The organism is Saccharothrix hoggarensis (genome assembly GCF_052936025.1).
This window is the reverse complement of the sequence record NZ_CP193624.1, coordinates 1,147,001-1,169,377: the sequence shown is the minus strand read 5'-3', so window position 1 is coordinate 1,169,377 and position 22,377 is coordinate 1,147,001. Positions and strand designations below refer to the sequence as shown.

Here is a 22,377-nt window from a genome sequence, read left to right as displayed (position 1 = left end):
GTTCGCGGCCAGGCGGCTTCTTCGTCGTCAGGCGGGGACGCGGGTCCGGCGGGCGCGCGTCAGCGTGTAGTCCTCGGCGCGCACGGTCTTGGTGCGCATCCAGTACCGCCACGTGAAGCCCGGCCAGACGGTCCGGTTGATGCCCTGGGCGTCGAGGTACCAGCTCTTGCAGCCGCCCTCCGTCCACACGCCCTTGGACAGCTTGCGGTGCAGCTGCCGGTTGAACCGCGCCTGCACCTCCGGCCGCACGTCCAGCTCGTCGGCGTGGTGGCGGTCCAGCAGTTCGAGGCACTGGCGGACGTACCGGATCTGCGACTCGATCATGAACACGACGGAGTTGTGGCCGAGGCCGGTGTTCGGGCCGAGCAGGAAGAACAGGTTGGGGAAGCCGGACACCGTGATGCCGTAGTAGGTCTCGATGCCCTTCTCGCGCCACATCTTGGCCAGGTCGACGCCGCCCTTGCCGGTGATGTCGAGGTAGTCGAACGAGTCGACGACGTGGAAGCCGGTGCCGTAGATGATCACGTCGACCTCGTGCTCGACGCCCACCCGGTCCACGATGCTGTTCTCGCGCACCTCGGCGATGCCGTCGGTCACCACGTCCACGTGCGGCTCGTTCAGCGTCGGGTAGTAGTCGTTGCTGATCAGCACGCGCTTGCAGCCCATCGTGTAGTCGGGCGTCAGCTTGGCCCGCAACGCCTCGTCGCGCACCTGGTTGCGCAGGTGCCGCTTGGCGATGTTCTGCGCGAACTCCATGATCTTCGGGTTGACGGCGAAGCCGAGCGCGCTCGACTCGCGGGTCCAGTACACGAAGTTCCGGTACAGGCGTTGGGTGATCGGCACGGCCCGGAAGAGCTTCTGCTCCCAGGTGTTGATGGCCCGGTCGATCTTGGGCATGATCCACGGCGGCGTGCGCTGGAACAGTGTCAGGGCGCCGACCTCGTCGGCGATCCGCGGCACGAACTGGATGGCGCTCGCGCCGGTGCCGACCACGGCGACCTTCTTGCCCCTGAGGTCGTAGTCGTGGTCCCACTCGGCCGAGTGGAAGGTTTTGCCGCGGAACCGGTCGATGCCCGCCAGGTCCGGGATGTTCGGGATGTGCAGCGCGCCGACGCCCGCCACCACGGACTTCGCCGCGTACGTGTCGCCGTTGCCGGTGGTGACGTGCCAGACCTTGTCGTCCTCGTCCCAGCGGGCGCTCTCGACCTTGGTGTTGAACCGGATGTGCTCGCGCAGCCGGTACTTGTCGGCCACCCGCTTCAGGTAGTCCCAGATCTCCGGCTGGCGGGCGAACATGCGCGACCAGCGGGGGTTCAGCTCGAACGAGAAGGAGTACATGTGCGACGGGACGTCGCAGGCGCAGCCGGGGTACGAGTTGTCCCGCCAGGTGCCGCCGAGGTCGGCCGCCTTCTCCAGCACCACGAAGTCGTGCTGCCCGGTGCGCTTCAGCTCGATCGCCATGCCCAGGCCGGAGAAGCCCGTGCCGACGACCAGGACTTTGACCTCTCGGTGCATGCCCGTCCTCCCACTCCGCTACGTACTCCCCAGTAGGTTACTCGAAGTAAGTTACCTCCGGTAGTCTCGACTTGTGACCACGACCGAGCCACGCCGCCGGCGCATGCCGAAGGCCCAGCGCAAGGCGCAGATGCTCGACATCGCCGAGGGCGTGTTCGCCGAGCGCGGGTACCTGGCGGCGTCGATGGACGAGATCGCCGAACGCGTCGGCGTCTCCAAGCCCATGCTCTACGAGTACTTCGGCTCCAAGGAGGGCCTGCTCATCGGGTGCATCCACCGGGCGCGCACGGAGCTGCTCGACCGCACGCAGCAGGCGATCACCGGCGCGGACGGGCCGGAGGACGTGCTGCGGCGCGGCCTGATGGCGTTCTTCGAGTTCATCGCCGAGCACAAGCAGTCGTGGTCGCTGCTGCGGCAGGAGGCGGCGATCACCGTGCCGTCGGCCGTCGAGGAGGTCGAGGGCATCCGGCGGCAGCAGACCGACCTGATCGCGGCCGTCATCGGGAGCTTCGACTCCGACGTGTCGCCGGTCGAGGCCGAGGCGTTCGCGGAGATCGTGGTCGGCTCGACCGAGCGGTTGGCGCTGTGGTGCGAGCGCAGGCCCGACGTGGGGCCCGCGCTCGCGACCCGGTACGTGATGGACGTGGTGTGGCGCGGCGTGGCGAGCCGGCTCACGACCTGAGGTCCACCGAGGACTGGCGTGCCGGTGTCAGGCGTGCCGGTGTCAGGCGTGCCGGTGTCAGGCGCGCCGGTGTCAGGCGCGCCGGTGTCAGGCGCGCCGGTGTCAGGCGCGCCGGTGTCAGGCGCGCCGGCGGCGGGTGACCAGGAGCAGCACGGTGCCGGCGAGCAGCACGGCGAGGCCGCCCAGACCGGTCCACAGCGGCGTGACGCCGGTGTCGGCCAGCGCGTGGGCCGTGGGCGCCGGCGGACGCGGGCCGGGGCGCGCGCCGCCGGGCGCGGTGGTGCCGACCGGCGCGCTGCTCGTCGTGCCGCCGACCTTGGTGGTGGTCGTGGACGCGCCCGTGGTGGACGTGGCCGAGGTGCCGGGCGTCGAAGTGGACGTGCCGGAGGCGCCCGTGGTCGTCGACGTGGCCGTGGTGCCGGAGACGCCGGTGGTGGTGGTCGTGGTGGACGTCGCGGACGTGCCGGACAGGTCCGTCGTGGTCGTGGTGGCCCCGGTGGACGACGTGGTCGTCGGGTAGGTCGGCTTCGTGGTCGTCGTGGTGTGGCACGGCGGTTCGCCGCGGTGCTTGCACACGTCACCCCGGCCCTGGTCGCCCCGGCCGCCCGGAACACCGGGGACGTCGGGCAGGTCGGGCAGGCCCGGCACGTCCACCGCGCCGGGGACACCGGGCGGCGGCACCGGCCACGGCGCGGCCAGCGCCACCCCCGGCGGCACCACCAACGCGAACGCCAGGCACACCGCAGCGGTCATACGACGACTCATCAGGACCTCCCGTACCGGACTCGATTGCTCCGAATGGCCTATCGAACCGTGGCAGCTGCCCGTTACCAAACGGGTACCGTCCGTGTATGACTTTCGGGGTACGCCGATCAGGTGACGTCGAGGAGCTGCCGGCGGTGGGTGGCAGCTACCGCGTCCGGCTGGCCGGCGGCGACACGGGCGGCCGACTCGCGGTGGTGGAGCTGACCCTCGACCCCGGGGCCCTCGGCGCGGCCCCGCACGTGCACCACAGCCACGAAGAGGACTTCGTGGTGCTCGACGGGGCGATCACGTTCGACACCGCGAGCGGTCCCGAGGTGATCGACGCGGGCGGCGCGCTCGCCGTGCCCCGCGGTACCCCGCACGGGTTCCGCAACGCCACCGGGCAGCCCGCCAAGTGCCTCATGATTTTCACCCCGGCGGGTTACGAGGACTTCTTCCGCGAGGTGTCCCGCATGGTCGCCGCCGGGCGCCGGGCGACCGCGGCCGAGCTCGACGCGCTCCGGGCCGACTTCGACACCTCCGCGTGGTCACCCACTCGTTAGAGGGACAGACGACGTATTCGAGCCGAATCGCCGGTCAGATTGGGGGAGGACCGACGGAAGGCGAGGCATGCCGACTCTCACGATCACCGCCAACTACCGGCGCCACGGGGACGACTGGGCGATCACCGTGCGCGCCGACGACAAGGAGCTCGACGCGACGGCGCCGGGCCTGATCGCCGCCCGGCTGGCGGCCGACCAGCTGGTGGACGAGCTGGCGGTGGGGCGCGACCGGGCCGTGGTGCACCTGCTGGACGGTGACGCGTTCGCGTTCTCGGTGGCGTACCTGCACACCCGCGCGGGGCTCGCGCCGCCCGCCGGGAAACCCGCTGCTAACGCCGGCCACTCCACGGCGAATACCAAGACAGGGGTCGCGGTGGGCGCGACCGCGGGTGCCGTGCCGGCGGCGCAGGCCGGCACAGCCGAAGCGAGCACCACTCACGACCAGGTGATCAAAGCCTGAGGCCGAACGCCGCGGCCTAGGATGTCCGGCCAAAGGCGACAGGAGCACACAGATGGCCACACCGGTGTACAGCGGGGCGGCACGGTCCCCTCAGCGGGGCAGACCGAGGGACGCCAGCCGGGACGACGCGCTGCGCCAGGCGGCGCTGGAGGTGATGGCCGAGGTCGGTTACCGGGCGCTCACCATGGACGCCGTCGCCGCGCGCGCCCGGGCCGGCAAGGCCACCATCTACCGGCGGTGGGAGTCGAAGCTCGACCTCGTGATCGACACGTGCACGCAGCTCGCGCAGCAGAACCTGGCCGAGCCGGACACCGGTTCCCTGGCCGGCGACCTGCGCGAGTTCCTGAGCGCCTTCGCCGCGTTCCTGTCCGGGCCGATCGGCAAGGCGGCGCAGGCGCTGGTCGGCGAGCTGCCGCACGAGCCGGAACTGGCCTCGGCGTTCCGCGGCACGTTCCTGACCGCGCAGCGCGACGTGCTGCGGCGCATCCTGGACCGGGCCTCGGAACGCGGCGAGCTGCGCGAGGACGCGCCGCGCGGCATGGCCGTCGAGATCGCGGGCGCGGCCCTGATCTACCGGTTGATGCTCACCGGCGACCCGCTGGACCTGCCGTTCGTGGACCGCGTGGTGGACCAGGTGCTACTGCCCCTCGTCGCCAAGGGGCAGTAGCCGCCGAACCGGGTCACGAGGACCGGATCGCCGAGCAGGTCACCTGAACAGCTTGCGCAGCAAGGCGAACCCGACGAGCACGGCCACCGCGATCAGCGAGTACCGGATCTTGGGTTCGTCGAGCTTCGCGCGCACGCTCTCCTTGCCGGACTCGACGAAGCGCTGGGGGTTCGCCCTGGTCCCCAGCTCGTCCAGGGTCACGGCCAGCGCGTTGCGAGCCTGCTCGATCTCGCGCTGGATGGTGTCGGGATCGCGGGCCACATCTCCTCCTAGCTGCGGTCTGGCCACAACCGTAGTTGAGACGGCGGATCACCGTTGACCTGACCGGGCGGTCAATGGTTTCATAACGCTGTTTCAATTCCTGTGGAGGAGCGTCATGGCCGCCATCCCGTTGTCCCTCGCCTCCCGCCGCCTGGCGGGCATCCTGTTGCTGAGCCTCGTCGGCGTCGAGTTCGGTGGTCGCTTCATGACCACCGTGGTTCAGGGCGAGATCGAACTGACCGAGTTCCAGCAGTCGTTCTTCCGCGCCGGTCACGCCCACGCCGGCGTCCTCCTGATCCTCAGCCTCGTGTGCCTGCTGTACGCCGACGCGGCGAACGTGCGCGGCACGCTCGGCTGGGTGGCGCGGCTCGGCGTGCCGATCGCCGCGATCTTCATGCCGTCCGGCTTCTTCCTGTCCGCGCTGGGTGAGGGCGCGACCAAGGCCAACGGCCTGATCGTGCTGCTGTACATCGGCGGGTTGAGCCTGGCCGCGGGCGTGGTGTCCCTCGGCATCAGCCTGCTGAAGCCTGCGGATAAGCTGGTGACGACGGGCTCGTAGCCCAATTGGCAGAGGCACACGGTTTAGGTCCGTGCCAGTGAGAGTTCGAGTCTCTCCGAGCCCACGTCGCCCGGTGGCCCTCGGCGCTGTCGCCGAGGGCGCCTCCCAAGCCGTGTCGCGCCAGGCCGTGTCATCGCAGGCCGTGTCGCCCTGGGCCGTGCAGCGTCGGGCCGTGCAGCGTCGGGCCGTGCGGCCCTAAGCGGTGTAGCGCAGCACTTCCAGCATCGACCGCGGGTCGACCGACGCGGGGTCCGGCTCGACGCAGTCCTCCAGCGCGGCCCGGATCGCGGCGGTGTCCAGGCCCGTGTCGATCAGCACGAGCTCGGTGCGGCGCGGGCCGGACGCGGGCCACGCCGAGCGCTCGAACCGCAGGAACGCGCCCACGGTGTGCAGGCCGAACCGCTGCCGGTGCCCCGGCACGTCGAACCGCACGAACCCCTTGATCCGGTAGAGGCCCTTGGGTCGTTCGTCGAGGAACGCCATGAGCCGCAGCGGGTTCAGGGCGTCGGCGACGAACTCCACGCTCTCGTAGCGCACGTGGTCGTGCTCGTGGCCGTCGTCTTCCAGCAGGTCCTCGAACGACAGCTGCCCGAACTCCGCGCGCGGCCGGGGGTCGAACAGCAACGACGGGTCGACGCGCCCGAACGACGCGGGCACCACTGGCACGCCCGGCTTGAGCCGGTCGACCTCCGCCGCCAACGCCGACGCGTCGCCGACGCGGTCCACCTTGTTCAGCACCACCAGGTCCGCGACGCGCAGGTGCTTGGCCAGGTCGTCGGGGAACTCGGCCGCGTCGACCAGCAGCACGAGCCCGCCGTAGGCCAGCCGCGGGTTCTCGCTCGCCAGCACCATCCGCGCCATCGCCTGCGGCTCGGCCAGCCCGCTCGCCTCGATCACGATCACGTCCACGACCGGGGCGAGCTTGGCGAGCATGGCGTCCAGCTCGCTCACGTCGATCGCGCAGCACAGGCACCCGTTGCTCAGCGACACCGTGGAGTCGACCTGCCCGGCCACGCTCATCGCGTCGATGCCGATCGCGCCGAAGTCGTTGACCACCACGCCCACGCGGGTGCCGCGGCTGCCGCCGAGCAGGTGGTTGAGCAGCGTCGTCTTGCCGGAGCCGAGGAAACCCGCCACCACGATCACCGGGATCCGCTTCACGCCGACCGATCTTACGCAGCCGTTCCCACGCAGCCGGCCCCAAGCACCCGGGCCCACGCGGCTGATCGCGCGCGGTCGGGTCAGCGCGGTCGGGTCAGCGCGGTCGGGTCAGCGCGGTCGGGTCAGCGCGGTCGGGTCAGCGCGGTCGGGTCAGCGCGGTCGGATCAGCGCGGTCGGGTCAGCGCGGTCGGGTCAGCGCGGCTGATCACGTGCAGGCGATCACGCGCAACCTGGTCAGCGCGTCATCAGGGCGATGAACTCCTCCATTGCCGCGTCGACGCCGGCGACGTCGTCGGTGGCGACGAGGTCGAGCAGCAGGCCCCGTGCGACGGCCAGGCCGAGGCGGGCGCGGGCGGCGGCGACGTCAGGTGGGTGCCCGCGCGCCCGTTCGACGGCGGCCACCGGCTCGATCCAGTCGGAGACGATGCCGTCCAGCAGGGCCGTCGTGCCGGGACGTCCCTGCGCGGCCTGCCCGTACAGCTCGAAGAACAGGCGTTCGTGCGCCCGCAGCGCCGGGTCGGTCAGCACGCGCCAGAACGCCCGCGCGGCCTCCGCCGGGTCGTCCACCGGCAGGGACGCCAGCAGCGCCCGCTGCTTCGCCTCGACCGCCCGCACGACCGCGACGAGCAGGCCCTCCATCGAGCCGAAGTGGTACAGGAGCATCCGGTGGCTCGTGCCGACGGCGTCCGCCAGCCGGCGCAGGCTCAGGTCGCCCAGACCGTGCTCCCCGAGGTGCGCGACGACGGCCGCGAGCAGCCGGTCCCGGGGCGACCCTTGTTCCACCATGTACCGGATGGTACATGTACCACATGGTACAGAGAGTGGACGTGCGCGTCCGCAGCGACGCCCCACCGGACCGCGTCTACCGCCTGGCCGCGGACAGCTCGACGTGGACGCGGTGGTCGCCGGTGGTGCGGCACGAACAGGAACGCGCGGGTGACGCGAGTGGGGTCGGCGAGATCCGGGTATTCCACAACAAAGGCCGCAAGGCCCTCACGAGGGAGGAGGTCGTCGAGCTGACGCCGAACCGGCGGGTGGGCTACGTCCTCCTGTCGGGTCTCGCCATTCGCGACTACCAGGCTTTCATCGACCTCGCGCCGGACGGCGACGGGACCGCCATCCGCTGGCACTCGTCGTTCACGCCGAAGGTGCCCGGCACGGGGTGGCTCTACCGCCTGGTGCTCCAAGCCGTGATCACGCGGTACGCCAAGGGGTTGGCCGCGTACGCGGTGCAGCGGACCGGACACTGAGGTTCGGCACGGGGTTCTCGACCGGGGGTCCGCACGGGGGCGCACTGGGGTTTTCCACACCCCGGTGTGCGGTCGGCTTCATGGTGGCGGACGCGGCGCGTTCGTAACTTCAGGATCATGGATGTCGTCAAGTGGGTCACCGACCTGATGGAAGCTCTCGGCGCGCCCGGCGCCGGGATCGCGATCGCGCTGGAGAACCTGTTCCCGCCTCTGCCCAGCGAGCTGTTCCTGCCGCTGGCCGGGTTCACCGCGAGCCAGGGCCGGATGAGCCTCGTCGCCGCGATCCTGTGGACCACGACGGGGTCGGTCGTCGGCGCGACCGTGCTCTACTACGTCGGCGCGCTGATGGGCCGTGACCGGATCAGGGCGATCGCGCAGCGGATGCCGCTGGTCAAGGTGTCCGATGTGGACCGTTCCGAGGAGTGGTTCGCCCGGCACGGCAAGGCGACCGTGTTCTTCGGCCGCATGGTGCCGATCTTCCGCAGCCTGATCTCGATCCCGGCGGGCGTGGAGCGCATGCCGTTGCCCGGGTTCCTGCTGCTCACGGCCGCGGGCAGCCTGATCTGGAACTCCGCGCTGATCCTCGCCGGGTACGTGCTCGGCGAGAACTACCACCTGGTGGAGCAGTACCTGGGGATCGTGTCGAAGGTCGTGCTGGGGATCGTCGTGCTCGCCCTCGGCTGGTTCGTGGTCTCCCGGGTCGGCAGGAAGAAGTCCGACCGGGACGAGGACTCCCGCGCCCGCCGCTAGCCCGTCGAGCGCTCAGGAACGCAGGTAGCGCAGGATCGCCAGCACACGCCGGCTGTAGCCGTCCACATCGGACAGCCGGAGCTTGTCGAAGATCGAGTTGATGTGCTTCTCCACCGCGCTGCGCGACACGTGCAGCCGGGCCGCGACGGCGTTGTTCGTGCGGCCCTCGGCCATCAACGCCAGCACCTGGCGCTCCCGCTCGGTCAGCACGTCCAGCGGGTGGCTGGTGCGGGCCAGGAGCCGCCGCACCACCTCGGGGTCGAACGCGACGTCGCCCTCGCCGACCCGGCGCAGCGCGTCGAGGAACTCCTCGACCTCGACCACGCGGTCCTTCAGCAGGTAGCCGACGCCGTCGGCGTGCTCGGTGAGCAGGTCGACGGCGTAGCGCTGCTCCACGTACTGCGACAGCACCAGCACACCGACCTCGGGGAACCGCCGGCGGATCTCCAACGCGGCCTTCAAGCCCTCGTCGGAGTTCGTCGGCGGCATCCGCACGTCCGTCACCACGACGTCCGGCCGGTGCGCGGCCACCGCGGAGAGCAGCGCCTCCGCGTCGCCCACGGCCGCGAGCACGTCGTGCCCCTCCTCGACCAGCAGCCGCACGAGCCCTTCCCGCAGCAACGTCGAGTCCTCGGCCAGGATCACCCGCACGGGACCTCCGCGGTGATCACCGTGGGACCGCCGGGCGGGCTGGCCACGTCGAACGCGCCGTCCAGCGCGAGCACCCGCCGGGACAGGCCGGCCAGCCCGCCGCCCGCGGGGTCCGCTCCCCCGACGCCGTCGTCGGCGACCCGCACGCGCACCGCGCCGTCGTCCTCGGTGATGTCCACGCGGATCATGGTCGCACCCGAGTGCTTGGCCGCGTTGGTCACCGCCTCGCACACCACGAAGTACACGGCGGTCTCCACCTGCGGCTCGGTGCGCAGCGGCGGGCAGGCGATGCGCACCGGGATGGCGGACCGGTCGGCCACCGCCTCCAGCGCGTCGGCCAGGCCCAGCGAGTCCAGCGCCGCCGGGTACACCCGCCAGGCGACCTCGCGCAGGTCCTCCAACACGTGCCGGGACTCCTCGTGCGCCTGGGCGAGCAGCGCGTCCGCGTGGTCGGGGTTGCGGCGGGCGCGGCCGAGCAGCATGCCCAGCGCGACGAGCCGCTGCTGCACGCCGTCGTGCAGGTCGCGCTCGATGCGGCGGCGCTCGGCGTCCACGGCGGCCACGATGCCCGCCCGGCTCGCGGCGAGCTCGTCGATGCGCAGGCGCAGCCGCTCGGCCTCGCTCGGGCCCAGCCGGCGGCGGGCGACCTTCCCCTCCAGCGCGACCACGCCGATGATGCCCTGCACCTCGATGTAGAGCAGCACGACGCCGACCAGCGCGGTCCACGCGAAGTTCGTCCAGTCGTCGGACCAGTCGAGGCCCGTGCCGGGTCCGCCGGTGACGAGCCGGTGCAGCACCACGAGGCCCATCGCCAGCCCGTAGAACAGCCAGGCCAGCACGAACCCGCCGAACAGCCCGACCGGCGCGCGGACCGCCAGGTACCGCACGGCCTGCGCCCGCGTCGGCTCCGCGCTGTCCACCCCGAGGAACGCCCGCAGCCGCCGCCGTTCGAGCCCGGCGACCGCGACGGCGGCCCGGCGGGCGAACACCACGACGAGCAAATCCAGCAACGCCGACGCGCAGCCGAGCACCAGCCCGACGACCACGCGCAACCCCCTGTGCACCCGGTCGAGGCTAGCCGAACCCGTTTGTGCTATTGGCTTGCGCGCCCCTGTTTGCCAAGGATCAGTGCGTGGGCAGAATCGCGGTCGTTGGCGCAGGTCAAGCGGGTGTGGTGTTGTCGGCGGCGCTGTTGCGCGCCGGTTGGCGGGTGTCGCTCTACTCCGACCGGACGCCGGAGGACCACTTGGGCGACCGGGGCAGGCCCACCGCCTGCCTCTTCGGCGACCAGGTCGAATACGAGGCCGAGCTGGGGCTGGACTTCTGGCCCGAGGCGTCCCGGATGCGCCGCATCCACCTCGACCTGTTCACAGACGACGGCGCGGTGGCGTTCTCGGTCGACGCGCCCCTGCGCAAGCCCGCGCTGGCCGTCGACCAGCGGTTGAAGTTCTCCTCCGGCCTGCGGGAAGTCGAAGCCCGCGGCGCCGAGGTGGTGATCGGCACGGTGGGCCTCGACGACCTCGACCGGCTGGCCGCGTCGCACGACCTGGTGGTCGTCACGGCGGGGCACAAGTCGCTGCGGGGCCTGTTCGAGCGGGACGACGCGCGGTCGGTGCACACCGCGCCGCAGCGCAAGCTGTTCATGATCAACGTGCACGGGTACGACCTGGCGGCCCGGCCCGAGCACCGGGAAGGCGTGTTCTCGTTCCTGCCGGGCACGATCGAGGTGTTCTGGATTCCCTTCCACGACAAGGACGCCGGCGAGTCGCGCAGCATCGTGGTCGAGGTCGCGCCGGGCGGCAAGGCGGACCGGTTCGGCGACGTGACCTCGGCCGACGAGGGCCTGGACGTGCTCAAGGGCATCGTGGACGAGCTGCTGCCGCACGAGTCGGCGTTCCTGCGGCCCGCGCGCCCGACCAGCCCCGTGACGTGGATCAAGGGCGAGATCACGCCGGTGGTGCGCAAACCGGTCGGCGTGCTGCCGTCCGGCCGGCACGTCCTCGGCCTCGGCGACGCCGTCGTGCTGAACGACCCGCTGGCCGGGCAGGGCGCGAACAACGCCACCCGGATGGCCCGGTTCTTCGCCGACGAGCTGACCCGGCACGGCGGGCCGTTCACCGCGTCGTGGCTGACCGAGCGGTTCGACCGGTGGTGGGAGCGCGGGCACTACGCCAGCGACTTCTCCAACGGCTTGCTCGCGCCGCTGACCGACGCGCAGAAGGAGGTCATGCTGGCCGCGTCACGCCGAGAGGACATCGCCGAGCAGCTGTGGGAGGGGTTCAACGACCCGTCCTCGCTGTTCCCGTGGTTCTTCGAGGAGACGGCCACGCGGGAGTTCCTGGCGCGGCGCGACGTCGGCCGGCTCGACGTGCTGCGGTACAAGCTCGGCGTCGGCGCCGGGCTGCTCTCGCAGAAGCTGTTCAGGCGGCCTGTCGGCGGGACAGCGACGACCTGATCTCCCTCGCCGCCGCACGGCCCGCCCGCGTCGCGCCGACCGTGCTGGCGGACGGGCCGTAGCCGACGAGGTGGACGCGCGGGTCGGCAACGACCCTGGTGCCGTCGAGCCGGATGCCGCCGCCGGGCGCGCGCAGGCGCAGCGGTGCGAGGTGGTCGAGGGCGGCGCGGAAGCCCGTCGCCCAGAGGATCGCGTCGACGCGCTCGTGCCGGCCGTCGGGCCACACCACGCCGTCCTCGGTGATCCGCTCGAACACCGGCCTGCGGTCGAGCACGCCGGTCCGCAGGGCCGCGCGGACGGGCGGGGTGAGGCTCAGGCCGGTCACGCTGACCACGCTGCGGGGCGGCAGGCCCTCGCGGACGCGTTCCTCCACCTTCGCGACCGCGGCCCGGCCCACCTCCGGCGTGAACGGCTCGTCGGAGAACTCCGGCTCGCGGCGCGTCGCCCACGTCGTGGTGGCGTGCTCCGCGATCTCCAGCAGCTGCTGGACGGCCGACGTGCCGCCGCCGACCACGACGACGTGCTGCCCGGCGAACTCCTCCGGACCGCGGTACTGCGACGAGTGCAACTGGCGGCCGCCGAACAGCTCCTGACCCGGGTAGCGGGGCCAGAACGGCCGCGTCCACGTGCCGGTGGCGTTGACCAGGGCGTGCGCCTCCCAGGCGCCCCGGTCGGTCTCGACGCGCAGCAGGCCGCCGACGTCCCGGACGGCGCGCACGCGCACCGGGCGTTCCACCGCGATGCCGTTGCGGCGCTCGAAGTCGGCGAAGTAGGCGGGCAGCACCTCGTTCGCGGGCGCGGTCGGGTCCGGCTCGGCGAACGGCATGCCCGGCAGGTCGTGGATGCCGTGGACGGTGGCCATCCGCAAGGTCGGCCAGCGGTGCCGCCACGCGCCGCCCGGACCGTCGCCGGCGTCCAGCACGACGTGGTCGAGGTTCGCCCGGCTGAGGAAGTAGGCCGCGGACAAGCCCGCCTGACCTGCCCCGATGACCACCACGTCCATACCGCGATCAACGCGCGCGCCACCTCCGGCCTTCCCGCCCTGATCGTCGGGACCGTCACACCAGGAAGGCATCGGCGCCCGTCCGCGTTGCTACCGGCATGAGCCGACTCCGCGACGTCCCGCTGTCCGTCCTCGACCTCGCCCAGGTCACCTCGGTGACGGACTCCCGCACGGCCCTCGCCCGCTCGCGCGAGCTGGCCCAGCACGTGGAACGGCTCGGCTTCACCCGGTTCTGGCTGGCCGAGCACCACAACATGCCCGGCATCGCCAGCTCCTCCCCCGCGATCCTGATCGGCCACATCGCCGACGCCACCACCACGCTCCGGGTCGGCTCCGGCGGCGTGATGCTGCCCAACCACCCGCCGCTCGTGGTGGCGGAGCAGTTCGGCACGCTGGCCGCGCTGCACCCCGACCGCATCGACCTCGGCATCGGGCGGGCGCCCGGCACCGACCAGCGCACCGCGCGGGCGTTGCGCCGCGCCACCGGCCCGCTGTCGGTGGACGACTTCCCGCAGCAGCTCACCGAGCTGATCGGCTACTTCAACGGCACCGAGGAGCTGAACGCGATGCCGGCCGAGGGCAACCGGCCGGACGTGTTCCTGCTCGGGTCGAGCGGCTACAGCGCCCAGGTCGCCGGCCTGCTCGGGCTGCCGTTCGCGTTCGCGCACCACTTCAGCGGGGACAACACGCTGGCCGCGCTCGCCCTGTACCGCGAGCGGTTCCAGCCCTCCGAACGCCTCCGGGAGCCGTACGCGCTGGTCTGCGCGTCGGTGATCGTGGCGGACACCGACGAGCGGGCCCGCTGGATCGCCGGTCCCGGCGGCCTCGCGTACGTGCGGCTGCGCGGCGGCCGCAACGACCCGCTGGTCACCGCCGAGGAGGCCGCCGCCTACCCGTACACCGAGATGGAGCGGCTGATCTTCGAGGACCGGCTCGCGTCGGAGGTCATCGGCTCGCCGGAGACCGTCGGGGCCCGCCTGGAGCGGCTGCTGGAGGACACGCGGGCCGACGAGCTGATGGTGACGTCGATGGTGGCCGACCAGGCCGACCGGCTCCGGTCTTACGACTTCCTGGCCGAACTCGCGGGCCGCACCACCCTCATGGATTCGTCCGAACGGGTGAAGACTGACGCTGAGGTGTAGCGGTTCGGGAGCGGAGCGCGATGATCAGTACGAGCGCGCACGCCCCCCGACGCGCTCTCCAACTTCCGGGCGGTTCACCCGTCCGAGGCACGATCCCGCCGACGTCCCGCGTGGAGGTCGGCGGGTGAACCGCCGCCCGGCGTGACCCCGCCTGGTGACGTCGCCGGGTGTGGCGCGGCCCACCCGGGCGGCTACGCGTCATCACGGGTTGGCCACAGGCAGGCACCAGGTGCGAATCAAGCCCCTGTATCGGTCACCGAGCACCCCCCGACACCGTCATGGTGGTGGCTAGTCGCAGTCAAGCCCACCGCCGGGGCGGGAAGGGGAGGTTCGTGAAGTTCGCCAGACTGGCCGTCGGCGTGTGCCTCGGCCTGGCAATGGCGGGATGTGCGGACCCCTCCGACATTTCCACGCCCACGGCCCCGTCCGCGGTGGCCGAGCGAGGCGCCGACGCGCCGTCCGCGTCGACGTCCACCGCGTTCGGCACGCAGCGGGTGTGGTCCAACGGCATGGCCGTCACCGTCTCGCCGCCCACGTCGCTCAAGCCGAGCGACACGTCGTTCCCGCAGGCGCCGCGCACCGCGGTGTTCACGCTGACCATCGTGAACGGCGCCACCACGCCCTACCGCACCAGCCAGCTCGCCGTGCGGGCCCTGGTCGACGGCCGGCCCGTCGCCGAGGTCCGCGACTCCGTCCAGGGCCTCAACGGGATCACGGCCGCGGTGACCGAGGTCGCGCCGGGTGGCGAGACCGTGCTCACGATGGCGTTCGCCGTGCCCGCCGACCCGGTGATGCTCCGGCTCGTGGTCGAGCCGAACGGTGCCAACCAGGAGCCGAGCGCGACGTTCGAGGGTGTCGCCTGACCCCGCACCCCGCTGTGGGTAGCGTCTGGGGCCATGACCGAGCAGAAGCGCCTGTCGCCGGGCGACCAGGCCCCGGCGTTCACGCTGCCCGACAGCGAGGGCAAGCCCGTCTCGCTTTCCGACTACCTCGGCCGCTCCGTGGTCGTCTACTTCTACCCGGCGGCGGGCACGCCGGGCTGCACCAAGCAGGCGTGCGACTTCCGCGACAGCATCGGCGACCTCGCGTCGTCGGGCTACGAGGTCGTCGGCATCTCGCCGGACAAGCCGGAGAAGCTGGCCAAGTTCGCCGCGGCGGAGGGCATCAACTTCCCCCTGCTGTCCGACGTGGACCGCAAGGTGCTCGCCGAGTGGGGCGCGTTCGGGGAGAAGCAGAACTACGGCAAGACCGTCATGGGCGTGATCCGCTCGACGTTGCTGGTCGACCCCGAGGGCAAGGTCGCCAAGGCGATGTACAACGTCCGCGCCACGGGTCACGTGGCCAAGCTGCTGCGCGAACTGCCCGCCTGACCAGGCGGTCCGTCCTCCCCGAGCCGTCGGGCCCGGGGAGGACGCCGTCGCTACCGCTGGGCCAGCTCGCGCAGGTGCGGCAGGAGGAGGCGCAGGGCGCGGCCCCGGTGGGAGAGCTTGTCCTTCTCCTCCGGTGACAGCTCGGCGGACGTGACCTCGTGGCCCTCGGGCCGGAAGATCGGGTCGTAGCCGAAGCCGTTCTCGCCCTTCGGCTCGCGGGTGATCGTGCCCCGCCACTCGCCGCGCACGACGGTCTCCACGCCCGGCCCGGCCACGAACGCCGCCGTGCACACGAACGCCGCGCCACGCCGCTCGTCCGGCACGTCGCGCAGCTGGCCGAGCACGAGCTCGGTGTTGGCCAGGTCGTTGCCGTGGACGCCCGACCAGCGGGCCGACAGCACGCCGGGCATGCCGTTGAGGGCGTCGATCGCGATGCCCGAGTCGTCCGCCACGGACGGCAGCCCGGTCGCGTTGAACGCGTCGCGCGCCTTGGCCAGGGCGTTGCCCTCGAACGTCGGATCGGTCTCCGGGGCCTCCGGGAACGGCGGCACGTCGTCCAGCCCGAGCACCTCGACGCCGGCCACGCCCTCGGCCAGCAGGATGCGGCGCAGCTCGCCGAGCTTCTTCTTGTTCCGGGACGCGAGGAGCAGCTTCACTTCTTCTTCCCCCTCGGCTCCGGCAGCACGCCGGGGTACGGCAGGGCCAGCGCCTCGGCCTGCACGCGGTTCAGCTCGGCGCACCCGGCGAGGGCCAGGTCGAGCATCTTGTCCAACGTCGACCGGGCGAACGTGGCGCCCTCGCCCGTCCCCTGCACCTCGATCAACGTGCCGGCGTCGGTCGCCACCACGTTCATGTCGACCTCGGCGCGCGAGTCCTCCTCGTACGGCAGGTCGAGGCGCACCCGGCCGTCGACCACGCCCACGGACACGGCCGACACGGCGCACGACAGCGGCTGCGGGTCGGCCAGCCGGCCCGCCGCGCCCAACCAGGTGACGGCGTCGGCCAGGGCCACGTACGCGCCGGTGATGGCGGCGGTCCGGGTGCCGCCGTCGGCCTGGATCACGTCGCAGTCGATCACGATGGTGTTCTCGCCGAGCGCGGCCAGGTCGATGCACGCCCGCAGGGACCGCCCGATCAGGCGGCTGATCTCGTGCGTGCGACCGCCGATCCGGCCCTTGACGGACTCGCGGTCGCTGCGCGTGTGCGTCGCCGACGGCAACATCGCGTACTCGGCGGTCACCCAGCCGAGGCCGGACCCCGCCCGCCACCGCGGCACGCCCTCCGTCACGCTCGCCGCGCACAGCACGCGCGTGTTGCCGAACTCGATCAGCACCGACCCCGCCGGCCACTGCTGGAAGCCGCGGGTGATCCGGATGTCGCGCAGTACGTCGTCGTTCCTGCCATCGGTCCTCAGCACGGCACTACCCTATGTCGCTGAACCCGGGAGCAGCCCACCGGCGTAGGGAGAGGCATGGCACTCGCAGACGACCTGGTGACGATCTTCGGTCTCCCGGCGCACCCGTTGCTGGTCCACGCGGTGGTGGTGCTGCTGCCCCTGTCGGCCGCCGGCGCCGCCGCGCTGGCCGTGGTGCCGCGCTGGCGGCAGCGGTACGCGTGGCCCCTGCTGGGCATCACGCTGCTCGGCGTCGGCTCGGTCCCGGTGGCCCAGTGGTCGGGCGACCAGCTGTACGCCCGGCTCGCCGCGCTCGGCAACCCGCTGATCCGGCGGCACGCCGAGCTGGGCAACGACCTGCTGCCGTTCGCGCTGGGCTTCGGCGTGGTCGTGGTGGCGATGCTGGTGGCGGGCCGTCTCGCGGACCGCGAGCGGACCGCGGCGGCGGACGACACGGCCGTGCCCCGGACGTGGCGGCGGATCTCCGTGGTGGTGGCCGTGCTGGTGATCGCGGCGGGCGCGGCGACGACCGTGCAGACGGTCCGCATCGGGCACAGCGGGTCGACCGCCGTCTGGGACGGGGTCGGCACCAGCTAGGACCCGACCAGCGGGGCTGGGTTAGGGCAGGACCAGCGGGGTGGGCGGCGCCTTGGCGAGCGTGCGGCTCACCGTGCACAGCTGGTCGATCGCCCGGCGCACCGCTGCCTCCAGCGCGGCCCGCTGCTCGTCGTCCAGCGCGGAGACGTCGTAGTCGAGGGTGACCGGCACGGCGTCCAGCTCGTGCGCGCCCTCGGGCCGCACGTCGTCGGCGCGCGCCACCAAGCCCTCGCCGACGCGGCGGGTGATCAGCGTCTCCGCCGTCACGACCGCGCACCCGGCCGCCGCCGCCAGCAGCAGCTCGACCGGGGTGAACGCGCCCTCGGCGCCCTTGCGGCCGACGCGCACGGAGGCGCCCCGGTCGTTCGTGGCGACGAAATCGTGCTGACCGACCCGGCGGACCTCGACGTTCGACACGCCTCCGACGTTAGTCGATCCGGTCCTCCGTGGCCTTCGCGATCCTGCGCACGTAAGCCAGGTCACCGCAGTTGTCGTCCAGCCGGTCCTGCCGGATGTCGGTGAACAGCCGGCCCAGCTCGGCGCGGCGCTCGTCGGACACCTGCTGCCGCGCGTCGTTGAGGATCGTGCGCTCCTCCTCGTCCACGTGGTGGTTGAGCGCCTGGACCAGCTCCTCCAGCTTGCTCTCCCACTCCTCGGAGGCGGTGTCGGCGACCTCCATCAGCGCCAGGAGCGCCTGGTGGCCCTCGGCGTGCTCCTCCGCGCCGTGGTCGACCTCCTCGTCGTCGACCTCCTTGTACCGCTTGAGCGCCGGGTAGACCTCGGACTCCTCGGCCTCGGCGTGCGCGACGAGCAGCGCGGCCAGCTCGGACAGCAGCGTCGACCGGTCGGACTCGCGGTCGCGCAGCGCGCGGAACAGTTCCTCGAACCTGCGGTGGTCGGCCAGGATCAGCTCGACGACGTCAGTTGCCATGGCCGCCGATTACCCGGACCGCCGGCGCGTCAACCGCGTACGCCTCGCCCTGGCGCACGAGTTCGACCGGCCCGGCGAACTCGCCGCGCGCCTCGGCCAGCACGGCGTCCCGGTCGGTCCACGGCGCCACGTGCGTGAGCAGCAGCCGCCCGACGCCGGCATTCGCCGCCAACCGGCCCGCCTGCACGCCCGACAGGTGCTTGCCGGGCGGCCGGTCGTCGGCGTGCGTCCACGTCGCCTCGGCCAGCAGCACGTCCACGCCGTGCGCCAGGGTGTGCAACGCGTCGCACGGCCCGGTGTCGCCGGTGTAGGCCAACGTCGCCGTGGGCGTGGCGACGCGAAACCCGTACGCCTCGGTCGGGTGGTCCACCCGCACGGCGGTGATCTCGAACGGACCGACGCGCGTCACCGCGCCGTCGGCGAGGGGGTGGAACTCGAACACGTCGGACAGGTCGGTGGTGAGCAGTTCGTCGGCCGACTCCGCGTAGGCGCGGGCGAACCGGTCGGCGGACTCGACCGGCCCGTGCACCGGCAGCCGGTGCTCGCGCGTGTCGTACGGCGGGTGCGTGTGGTAGCGGCGCATCACGGTGAGCGTGGTGAAGTCGCCGCAGTGGTCCGGGTGCAGGTGGGAGAACAGCAGGCCGTCCAGGGCGAACGGGTCGACGTGGTTCTGGAGCGCGGCCAGCGCCCCGCTGCCCAGTTCGATCGCGAGCCGGCAGCCCTCCGCCTCGACGAGGTAGCCGGAGGCGGGCCCGTGCGGTCCCGGCAGGCTGCCCGAGCAGCCGAGGATGGTCAACAACACCCGTGGAGCGTGCCAGGTCAGCCGTGGGCGTGGAAGGACGCGGTGGCCAACCCGGGCAGGAACCGGCGCGCCAGCCTGCTGAACGGCTCCACCGGCCCCGTGGAGCCGAACCGCTGGTCGGGGGCGCCGTCGCCGTCGCGGAACAGGTCCAGTTCGGTGAGCACCCGCACGACGTCCTTGACCGTCTCCTCCGCGCTGGAGACGAGCGTCACGCCGTCGCCCATCACGATCTGGAGGACTCCGGTCAGCAACGGGTAGTGCGTGCAGCCGAGGACGAGGGTGTCGACCTCCGCGCGCTGCAACGGTTCCAGGTACGCCTGGGCCATGCCGAGCACCTGGCGGCCGGACGTGGTGCCGCGCTCCACGAAGTCCACGAACCGGGGGCACGCGACCGCGGTGACCTCGATGTCGGGCGCGGCGGCGAAGGCGTCCTGGTACGCGCGGGACGCGACGGTGCCGACCGTCCCGATGACGCCGACCTTGCCCGTGCGGGTCGTGGCGACGGCGCGGCGCACGGCGGGCAGCACGACCTCGACGACCGGGATGTCGTAGCGCTCGCGGGCGTCGCGCAGGCACGCGGCCGAGGCCGTGTTGCAGGCGATCACGAGCAGCTTCGCGCCGTCCGCGACGAGCCGGTCGGTCACTTCGAGGGCGAACTCGCGGGCCTGCGCGATGGGCAGCGGGCCGTACGGGCAGTTCGCCGTGTCGCCGACGTACCTGATCCGCTCGCCGGGCAACTGGTCCATGATCGCGCGGGCGACGGTCAGCCCGCCGACCCCGGAGTCGAAGATCCCGATGGGGGAATCGGCGGTGACGGTCACGCGTCGAGCGTAGTCCGGGCCCCCGCGGTCCGGGCCGCGCGCCTGGCGTCCCGCGCGACGCCCCACGCGGCCAGCACGCCGCCGAGCGCGCCGAACAGGTGGCCCTCCCAGGAGATGCCGGGCTGGCCCGGCAGCACGCCCCACAGCGCCGCGCCGTACACGGCGAACACGACCACGGCCAGGGCGATCTGCAGGACGCTGCGCGCGAAGATGCCGCGCACCAGCAGGAACACCAGGAAGCCGAACACGAGGCCGGACGCGCCGATGTGGCTGCCGTACGAGCCGAAGATCCAGACGCCGAGGCCGCTGGTGAGCCAGATGACCGCGGTGACCTGGAGGAACTGCTTGATCCCGCCGGACGTGGCGAGGTAGCCGAGGACGAGCAGCGGCACCGCGTTGCTGGTGAGGTGGCCCCAGTCGCCGTGCAGGAACGGGAACCAGAGGAGGTTGTCCCACTGGGAGAAGTCGCGCGGGAGCACGCCGTCGTCGTCCAGCCGGCCGCCGAGGACGGTGTCCACCGCCTCGACCACGTACAGCAGACCGACGAAGGCGAGCACGACCACGGCCGACAGCACGGGGCGCGGCGGCACGACCCGCTTCGACAGCGGCTTGGCCGGGCGTCGCGCCGCGGCGGGCGTTGGCGCGGGGAACACCGGCGGTGGCGCCGGTGTGCCGGAGGGGCCGGTGGGGTCCACGTGGCCAGGCTACCCGCCGATCAGGGCTGCCAGCGGGGACTTGCGTCCATTCGGCGGGCAGGCGGGACCGGTGACCGTAGGCTGTCCCGGTGTCGATCGAAGTGGCGGTGCGGGCCAAAGCGGTGCTGGGTGAGGCCCCCACGTGGGACCACGCCAGCGGAACGCTGCTCTGGGTGGACGTCCTCGGCAACGAGGTGCACCGGTACAACCCGTCGCAGGGCGACGACGCCGTCCTCGAAGTGCCGCAGCACGTCGGCGCGGCCAAGCCCCGGACCCGCGGCGGGCTGGTGCTGAACCTGCGCGACGGCGTGGCCCTGGTCGACCGGGACGGCGCCAAGACGTGGCTCGTCTACTGGGCGCGGGACGGCGTGCGGGGCAACGACGCCGCGGTCGACCCGGCGGGCCGGTTGTGGGCGGGCACCATGCGGTACGACGAGGGCCCGGAGGGCTGGCTGGCGCGCGTCGAGCCCAACGGCGACGCGAAGGTCGTGCTGGACAAGGTGAGCGTCAGCAACGGCATCGGCTGGAGCCCCGACGGCACGCTCATGTACTACGTGGACTCGGCGGAGCGCCGGATCGACGTCCTCGACTACGACCGCGACTCCGGCGAGGCGACGAACCGCCGTCCCCTCGCGGACGTCCGGCGGGGCCTGCCCGACGGGCTCACCGTGGACTCGTCCGGCGCGATCTGGGTGGCGCTGTGGGGCGGGGCGGCCGTGCACCGGTACCGCCCGGACGGCGGGCTGGACGCGGAGGTCGAACTGCCGGTGGCGCAGCCGACGGCGTGCTGCTTCGGCGGGCCGGACTTCACCGACCTGTACGTGACGACGGCGCGCGTCGGGCTCGACGGCGACGCGCTGACCGAGCAGGCGGGTTCCGTGCTGGTGCTGCCGGGCGTGGGCGAGGGCCTGCCGTCCACGGCGTTCGCGGGCTGACCGCCGTCACAGGGTGTGAACCGCTCCGGGCGCGGCGAGGGTGACCGGGCCGGGGAAGGCCTCGACCGCGTCCGCGAGCACGCCGGCGTGGTCGCTCCACGGCAGCAGGTGGGTGAGCACGAGCCGCCGCACCCCCGCGGCCGCCGCGACCTCGCCCGCCTCCCGCCCGCTCATGTGCAGGTAGTTGGCCCGACCCGCCTGGGCCCGCCACGCCGAGTCGGCCAGCAGCAGGTCCGCGCCGCGCGCCAGCCGCACCAGCTCCGGGCACGGCACCGTGTCGCCGGAGAACACCAGCGACACGCCGCCGTGCGAGATGCGGAAGCCGTACGACTCGCAGATGTGCCGCATGGCCGCGACCTCGACCTCCACCGGGCCCACCTCGTAGCGGCCGGGCGCCAGCGGCACGAAGTCGAACGTGTCGGTCAGGTCGGTGGTGGCGAGTTCGGCCTGGCTCGCGGCGTGCGCGGCGGCCAGGCGGGACGGCGCGTGCGCCGGCGCGAACACCGGCAGGCGGCGCTCGGTGACGTCGTACGGCGGCGCCGGGTGCTCGCGCCGGTAGACGGTGAGGGAACTGAAGTCCGCGCAGTGGTCGAGGTGCAGGTGCGACAACAGCACGGCGTCGAGGTCGAACGGGTCGCAGTGCCGCATCAGGCGGCCGAAGACGCCGCTGCCGAGTTCCATCGCGATCCGCACGCCGCCCGCTTCGACCAGGTAGCCGGAGGTGGGCTGATCAGGCCCCGGCGCACTGCCCGAACACCCGAGGACCGTCAATTGCATGGCCGGAACGATAGCAGCCGGGCAGTCGGCAAAAATGCGGACGACCATGCGTGACAAGCGATCCGATATGAATATCCGATAGTTCACTCGAATGTCTCAACGGGACTTAACGGAATGCTCCTCCGCGTATTCCCGGCAATTGCATCGGAGACCGAAGCGCAGTGCGCGGCGACGTGCGGGCACCCGGCCGGCG

Annotated in this window: 29 protein-coding genes and 1 tRNA gene; 14 read left to right on the top strand and 16 right to left on the bottom strand. The window is 72.4% G+C overall.

Annotated features, from left to right (window positions below):
* Positions 1–27: 27 nt before the first annotated feature.
* The gene (locus ACRAKH_RS05845) at positions 28–1,515 is read right to left on the bottom strand and encodes a flavin-containing monooxygenase (RefSeq protein WP_380729312.1); all 1,488 of its coding nucleotides are present in this window, start codon (positions 1,513–1,515) and stop codon (positions 28–30) included.
* A gap of 73 nt (positions 1,516–1,588) precedes the next feature.
* On the opposite strand from ACRAKH_RS05845, the gene ACRAKH_RS05840 reads away from it, so the two are divergent.
* On the top strand, positions 1,589–2,197 hold the full coding sequence (locus tag ACRAKH_RS05840) for a TetR/AcrR family transcriptional regulator (RefSeq protein ID WP_447009672.1): 609 nt from the start codon (positions 1,589–1,591) through the stop codon (positions 2,195–2,197).
* A gap of 117 nt (positions 2,198–2,314) precedes the next feature.
* On the opposite strand, the gene ACRAKH_RS05835 is transcribed toward ACRAKH_RS05840, so the two are convergent.
* A complete protein-coding gene (locus ACRAKH_RS05835; protein WP_447009671.1) occupies positions 2,315–2,950 on the bottom strand; it encodes a hypothetical protein in 636 nt (211 codons plus the stop codon).
* A 98-nt stretch (positions 2,951–3,048) separates the two neighbouring features.
* On the opposite strand from ACRAKH_RS05835, the gene ACRAKH_RS05830 reads away from it, so the two are divergent.
* The 3 genes from ACRAKH_RS05830 to ACRAKH_RS05820 all read left to right on the top strand — a co-directional run bounded on the left by ACRAKH_RS05830 (position 3,049) and on the right by ACRAKH_RS05820 (position 4,631).
* Positions 3,049–3,504, top strand: a complete 456-nt coding sequence (locus ACRAKH_RS05830; RefSeq protein WP_380724630.1) for a cupin domain-containing protein — start codon at positions 3,049–3,051, stop codon at positions 3,502–3,504.
* Positions 3,505–3,571: 67 nt separating this feature from the next.
* Entirely contained in the window at positions 3,572–3,964 is a 393-nt protein-coding gene (locus ACRAKH_RS05825; RefSeq protein ID WP_380724629.1) for a hypothetical protein, read from the top strand.
* A gap of 52 nt (positions 3,965–4,016) precedes the next feature.
* Positions 4,017–4,631, top strand: coding sequence for a TetR/AcrR family transcriptional regulator (locus ACRAKH_RS05820; protein WP_380724628.1), 615 nt, complete (start codon positions 4,017–4,019; stop codon positions 4,629–4,631).
* 39 nt (positions 4,632–4,670) lie between these two features.
* Here the strand turns inward: ACRAKH_RS05820 and ACRAKH_RS05815 are convergent, their stop codons facing one another.
* Complete coding sequence (locus ACRAKH_RS05815; RefSeq protein ID WP_380724627.1) at positions 4,671–4,892, bottom strand: DUF3618 domain-containing protein; 222 nt, start codon at positions 4,890–4,892, stop codon at positions 4,671–4,673.
* 115 nt (positions 4,893–5,007) lie between these two features.
* Between ACRAKH_RS05815 and ACRAKH_RS05810 the strand changes: the two genes are divergently transcribed.
* Positions 5,008–5,451, top strand: coding sequence for a hypothetical protein (locus ACRAKH_RS05810; RefSeq protein ID WP_380724626.1), 444 nt, complete (start codon positions 5,008–5,010; stop codon positions 5,449–5,451).
* Positions 5,442–5,515, top strand: a tRNA-Leu gene (locus ACRAKH_RS05805). The genes ACRAKH_RS05810 and ACRAKH_RS05805 overlap by 10 nt, the downstream gene beginning before the upstream one ends.
* A 131-nt stretch (positions 5,516–5,646) precedes the next feature.
* Here ACRAKH_RS05805 and ACRAKH_RS05800 read toward each other — a convergent pair.
* Together ACRAKH_RS05800 and ACRAKH_RS05795 are read right to left on the bottom strand one after the other, a co-directional pair.
* Positions 5,647–6,612 (bottom strand): CobW family GTP-binding protein, encoded by a 966-nt coding sequence (locus ACRAKH_RS05800; protein WP_380724625.1) that lies wholly within the window; start codon positions 6,610–6,612, stop codon positions 5,647–5,649.
* A 234-nt stretch (positions 6,613–6,846) separates the two neighbouring features.
* Complete coding sequence (locus ACRAKH_RS05795; protein ID WP_380724624.1) at positions 6,847–7,398, bottom strand: TetR/AcrR family transcriptional regulator; 552 nt, start codon at positions 7,396–7,398, stop codon at positions 6,847–6,849.
* Positions 7,399–7,433: 35 nt separating this feature from the next.
* Between ACRAKH_RS05795 and ACRAKH_RS05790 the strand changes: the two genes are divergently transcribed.
* A complete protein-coding gene (locus tag ACRAKH_RS05790) occupies positions 7,434–7,862 on the top strand; it encodes an SRPBCC family protein (RefSeq protein WP_447009670.1) in 429 nt (142 codons plus the stop codon).
* A gap of 117 nt (positions 7,863–7,979) precedes the next feature.
* Complete coding sequence (locus ACRAKH_RS05785; protein ID WP_380724622.1) at positions 7,980–8,612, top strand: DedA family protein; 633 nt, start codon at positions 7,980–7,982, stop codon at positions 8,610–8,612.
* Positions 8,613–8,624: 12 nt separating this feature from the next.
* Here the strand turns inward: ACRAKH_RS05785 and ACRAKH_RS05780 are convergent, their stop codons facing one another.
* Positions 8,625–9,263, bottom strand: coding sequence for a response regulator transcription factor (locus tag ACRAKH_RS05780; protein ID WP_380724621.1), 639 nt, complete (start codon positions 9,261–9,263; stop codon positions 8,625–8,627).
* Entirely contained in the window at positions 9,254–10,327 is a 1,074-nt protein-coding gene (locus ACRAKH_RS05775) for a sensor histidine kinase (protein ID WP_380724620.1), read from the bottom strand. Before ACRAKH_RS05775 ends, ACRAKH_RS05780 begins: the two co-directional genes overlap by 10 nt.
* A 107-nt stretch (positions 10,328–10,434) precedes the next feature.
* Here ACRAKH_RS05775 and ACRAKH_RS05770 point away from each other — a divergent pair, with 107 nt between their 5' ends.
* Positions 10,435–11,718, top strand: a complete 1,284-nt coding sequence (locus ACRAKH_RS05770; RefSeq protein ID WP_380724619.1) for a styrene monooxygenase/indole monooxygenase family protein — start codon at positions 10,435–10,437, stop codon at positions 11,716–11,718.
* Here the strand turns inward: ACRAKH_RS05770 and ACRAKH_RS05765 are convergent.
* The gene (locus ACRAKH_RS05765) at positions 11,684–12,721 is read right to left on the bottom strand and encodes an FAD-dependent oxidoreductase (protein ID WP_380724618.1); all 1,038 of its coding nucleotides are present in this window, start codon (positions 12,719–12,721) and stop codon (positions 11,684–11,686) included. The two genes, ACRAKH_RS05770 and ACRAKH_RS05765, sit on opposite strands and share 35 nt — an antisense overlap.
* Positions 12,722–12,819: 98 nt before the next feature.
* Here ACRAKH_RS05765 and ACRAKH_RS05760 point away from each other — a divergent pair, with 98 nt between their 5' ends.
* The 3 genes from ACRAKH_RS05760 to bcp all read left to right on the top strand — a co-directional run bounded on the left by ACRAKH_RS05760 (position 12,820) and on the right by bcp (position 15,233).
* A complete protein-coding gene (locus ACRAKH_RS05760) occupies positions 12,820–13,863 on the top strand; it encodes an LLM class flavin-dependent oxidoreductase (RefSeq protein WP_380724617.1) in 1,044 nt (347 codons plus the stop codon).
* A gap of 332 nt (positions 13,864–14,195) precedes the next feature.
* Entirely contained in the window at positions 14,196–14,726 is a 531-nt protein-coding gene (locus ACRAKH_RS05755) for a hypothetical protein (protein ID WP_380724616.1), read from the top strand.
* Positions 14,727–14,759: 33 nt separating this feature from the next.
* A complete protein-coding gene (bcp, locus tag ACRAKH_RS05750) occupies positions 14,760–15,233 on the top strand; it encodes a thioredoxin-dependent thiol peroxidase (RefSeq protein ID WP_380724615.1) in 474 nt (157 codons plus the stop codon).
* 50 nt (positions 15,234–15,283) lie between these two features.
* On the opposite strand, the gene rdgB is transcribed toward bcp, so the two are convergent.
* On the bottom strand, positions 15,284–15,889 hold the full coding sequence (rdgB, locus tag ACRAKH_RS05745; protein WP_380724614.1) for an RdgB/HAM1 family non-canonical purine NTP pyrophosphatase: 606 nt from the start codon (positions 15,887–15,889) through the stop codon (positions 15,284–15,286).
* Positions 15,886–16,650: a ribonuclease PH gene (gene rph / locus ACRAKH_RS05740; protein WP_380724613.1), complete on the bottom strand. Its 765-nt coding sequence runs from the start codon at positions 16,648–16,650 to the stop codon at positions 15,886–15,888. Before rph ends, rdgB begins: the two co-directional genes overlap by 4 nt.
* 54 nt (positions 16,651–16,704) lie before the next feature.
* Here rph and ACRAKH_RS05735 point away from each other — a divergent pair, with 54 nt between their 5' ends.
* Positions 16,705–17,223: a DUF2231 domain-containing protein gene (locus ACRAKH_RS05735; protein ID WP_380724612.1), complete on the top strand. Its 519-nt coding sequence runs from the start codon at positions 16,705–16,707 to the stop codon at positions 17,221–17,223.
* Between the two features lie 21 nt (positions 17,224–17,244).
* On the opposite strand, the gene ACRAKH_RS05730 is transcribed toward ACRAKH_RS05735, so the two are convergent.
* Genes ACRAKH_RS05730 through ACRAKH_RS05710 form a run of 5 tightly spaced genes read right to left on the bottom strand, consistent with a single transcriptional unit; the run spans position 17,245 to position 20,472 of the window.
* Complete coding sequence (locus tag ACRAKH_RS05730) at positions 17,245–17,640, bottom strand: OsmC family protein (RefSeq protein WP_380724611.1); 396 nt, start codon at positions 17,638–17,640, stop codon at positions 17,245–17,247.
* Positions 17,641–17,650: 10 nt separating this feature from the next.
* Positions 17,651–18,154, bottom strand: a complete 504-nt coding sequence (locus tag ACRAKH_RS05725; protein WP_380724610.1) for a hemerythrin domain-containing protein — start codon at positions 18,152–18,154, stop codon at positions 17,651–17,653.
* Complete coding sequence (locus ACRAKH_RS05720; RefSeq protein WP_380724609.1) at positions 18,144–18,956, bottom strand: MBL fold metallo-hydrolase; 813 nt, start codon at positions 18,954–18,956, stop codon at positions 18,144–18,146. Before ACRAKH_RS05720 ends, ACRAKH_RS05725 begins: the two co-directional genes overlap by 11 nt.
* Positions 18,957–18,973: 17 nt before the next feature.
* Positions 18,974–19,777, bottom strand: a complete 804-nt coding sequence (gene murI / locus ACRAKH_RS05715) for a glutamate racemase (RefSeq protein ID WP_380724608.1) — start codon at positions 19,775–19,777, stop codon at positions 18,974–18,976.
* Positions 19,774–20,472: a rhomboid family intramembrane serine protease gene (locus ACRAKH_RS05710; protein WP_380724607.1), complete on the bottom strand. Its 699-nt coding sequence runs from the start codon at positions 20,470–20,472 to the stop codon at positions 19,774–19,776. The genes murI and ACRAKH_RS05710 overlap by 4 nt, the downstream gene beginning before the upstream one ends.
* Positions 20,473–20,561: 89 nt before the next feature.
* Between ACRAKH_RS05710 and ACRAKH_RS05705 the strand changes: the two genes are divergently transcribed.
* The gene (locus ACRAKH_RS05705) at positions 20,562–21,407 is read left to right on the top strand and encodes an SMP-30/gluconolactonase/LRE family protein (RefSeq protein WP_380724606.1); all 846 of its coding nucleotides are present in this window, start codon (positions 20,562–20,564) and stop codon (positions 21,405–21,407) included.
* 6 nt (positions 21,408–21,413) lie between these two features.
* Here ACRAKH_RS05705 and ACRAKH_RS05700 read toward each other — a convergent pair whose 3' ends face one another.
* Entirely contained in the window at positions 21,414–22,184 is a 771-nt protein-coding gene (locus ACRAKH_RS05700; RefSeq protein ID WP_380724605.1) for an MBL fold metallo-hydrolase, read from the bottom strand.
* Positions 22,185–22,377 lie beyond the last annotated feature (193 nt).

Coding starts and splice junctions, on each gene's coding strand:
- ACRAKH_RS05845 (WP_380729312.1), bottom strand. CDS start 1,515: ATGCACCGAGAGGTCAAAGTCCTGGTCGTCGGCACGGGCTTCTCCGGC.
- ACRAKH_RS05835 (WP_447009671.1), bottom strand. CDS start 2,950: ATGACCGCTGCGGTGTGCCTGGCGTTCGCGTTGGTGGTGCCGCCGGGG.
- ACRAKH_RS05830 (WP_380724630.1), top strand. CDS start 3,049: ATGACTTTCGGGGTACGCCGATCAGGTGACGTCGAGGAGCTGCCGGCG.
- ACRAKH_RS05825 (WP_380724629.1), top strand. CDS start 3,572: ATGCCGACTCTCACGATCACCGCCAACTACCGGCGCCACGGGGACGAC.
- ACRAKH_RS05820 (WP_380724628.1), top strand. CDS start 4,017: ATGGCCACACCGGTGTACAGCGGGGCGGCACGGTCCCCTCAGCGGGGC.
- ACRAKH_RS05810 (WP_380724626.1), top strand. CDS start 5,008: ATGGCCGCCATCCCGTTGTCCCTCGCCTCCCGCCGCCTGGCGGGCATC.
- ACRAKH_RS05795 (WP_380724624.1), bottom strand. CDS start 7,398: ATGGTGGAACAAGGGTCGCCCCGGGACCGGCTGCTCGCGGCCGTCGTC.
- ACRAKH_RS05785 (WP_380724622.1), top strand. CDS start 7,980: ATGGATGTCGTCAAGTGGGTCACCGACCTGATGGAAGCTCTCGGCGCG.
- ACRAKH_RS05765 (WP_380724618.1), bottom strand. CDS start 12,721: ATGGACGTGGTGGTCATCGGGGCAGGTCAGGCGGGCTTGTCCGCGGCC.
- ACRAKH_RS05760 (WP_380724617.1), top strand. CDS start 12,820: ATGAGCCGACTCCGCGACGTCCCGCTGTCCGTCCTCGACCTCGCCCAG.
- bcp (WP_380724615.1), top strand. CDS start 14,760: ATGACCGAGCAGAAGCGCCTGTCGCCGGGCGACCAGGCCCCGGCGTTC.
- ACRAKH_RS05735 (WP_380724612.1), top strand. CDS start 16,705: ATGGCACTCGCAGACGACCTGGTGACGATCTTCGGTCTCCCGGCGCAC.
- ACRAKH_RS05725 (WP_380724610.1), bottom strand. CDS start 18,154: ATGGCAACTGACGTCGTCGAGCTGATCCTGGCCGACCACCGCAGGTTC.
- ACRAKH_RS05700 (WP_380724605.1), bottom strand. CDS start 22,184: ATGCAATTGACGGTCCTCGGGTGTTCGGGCAGTGCGCCGGGGCCTGAT.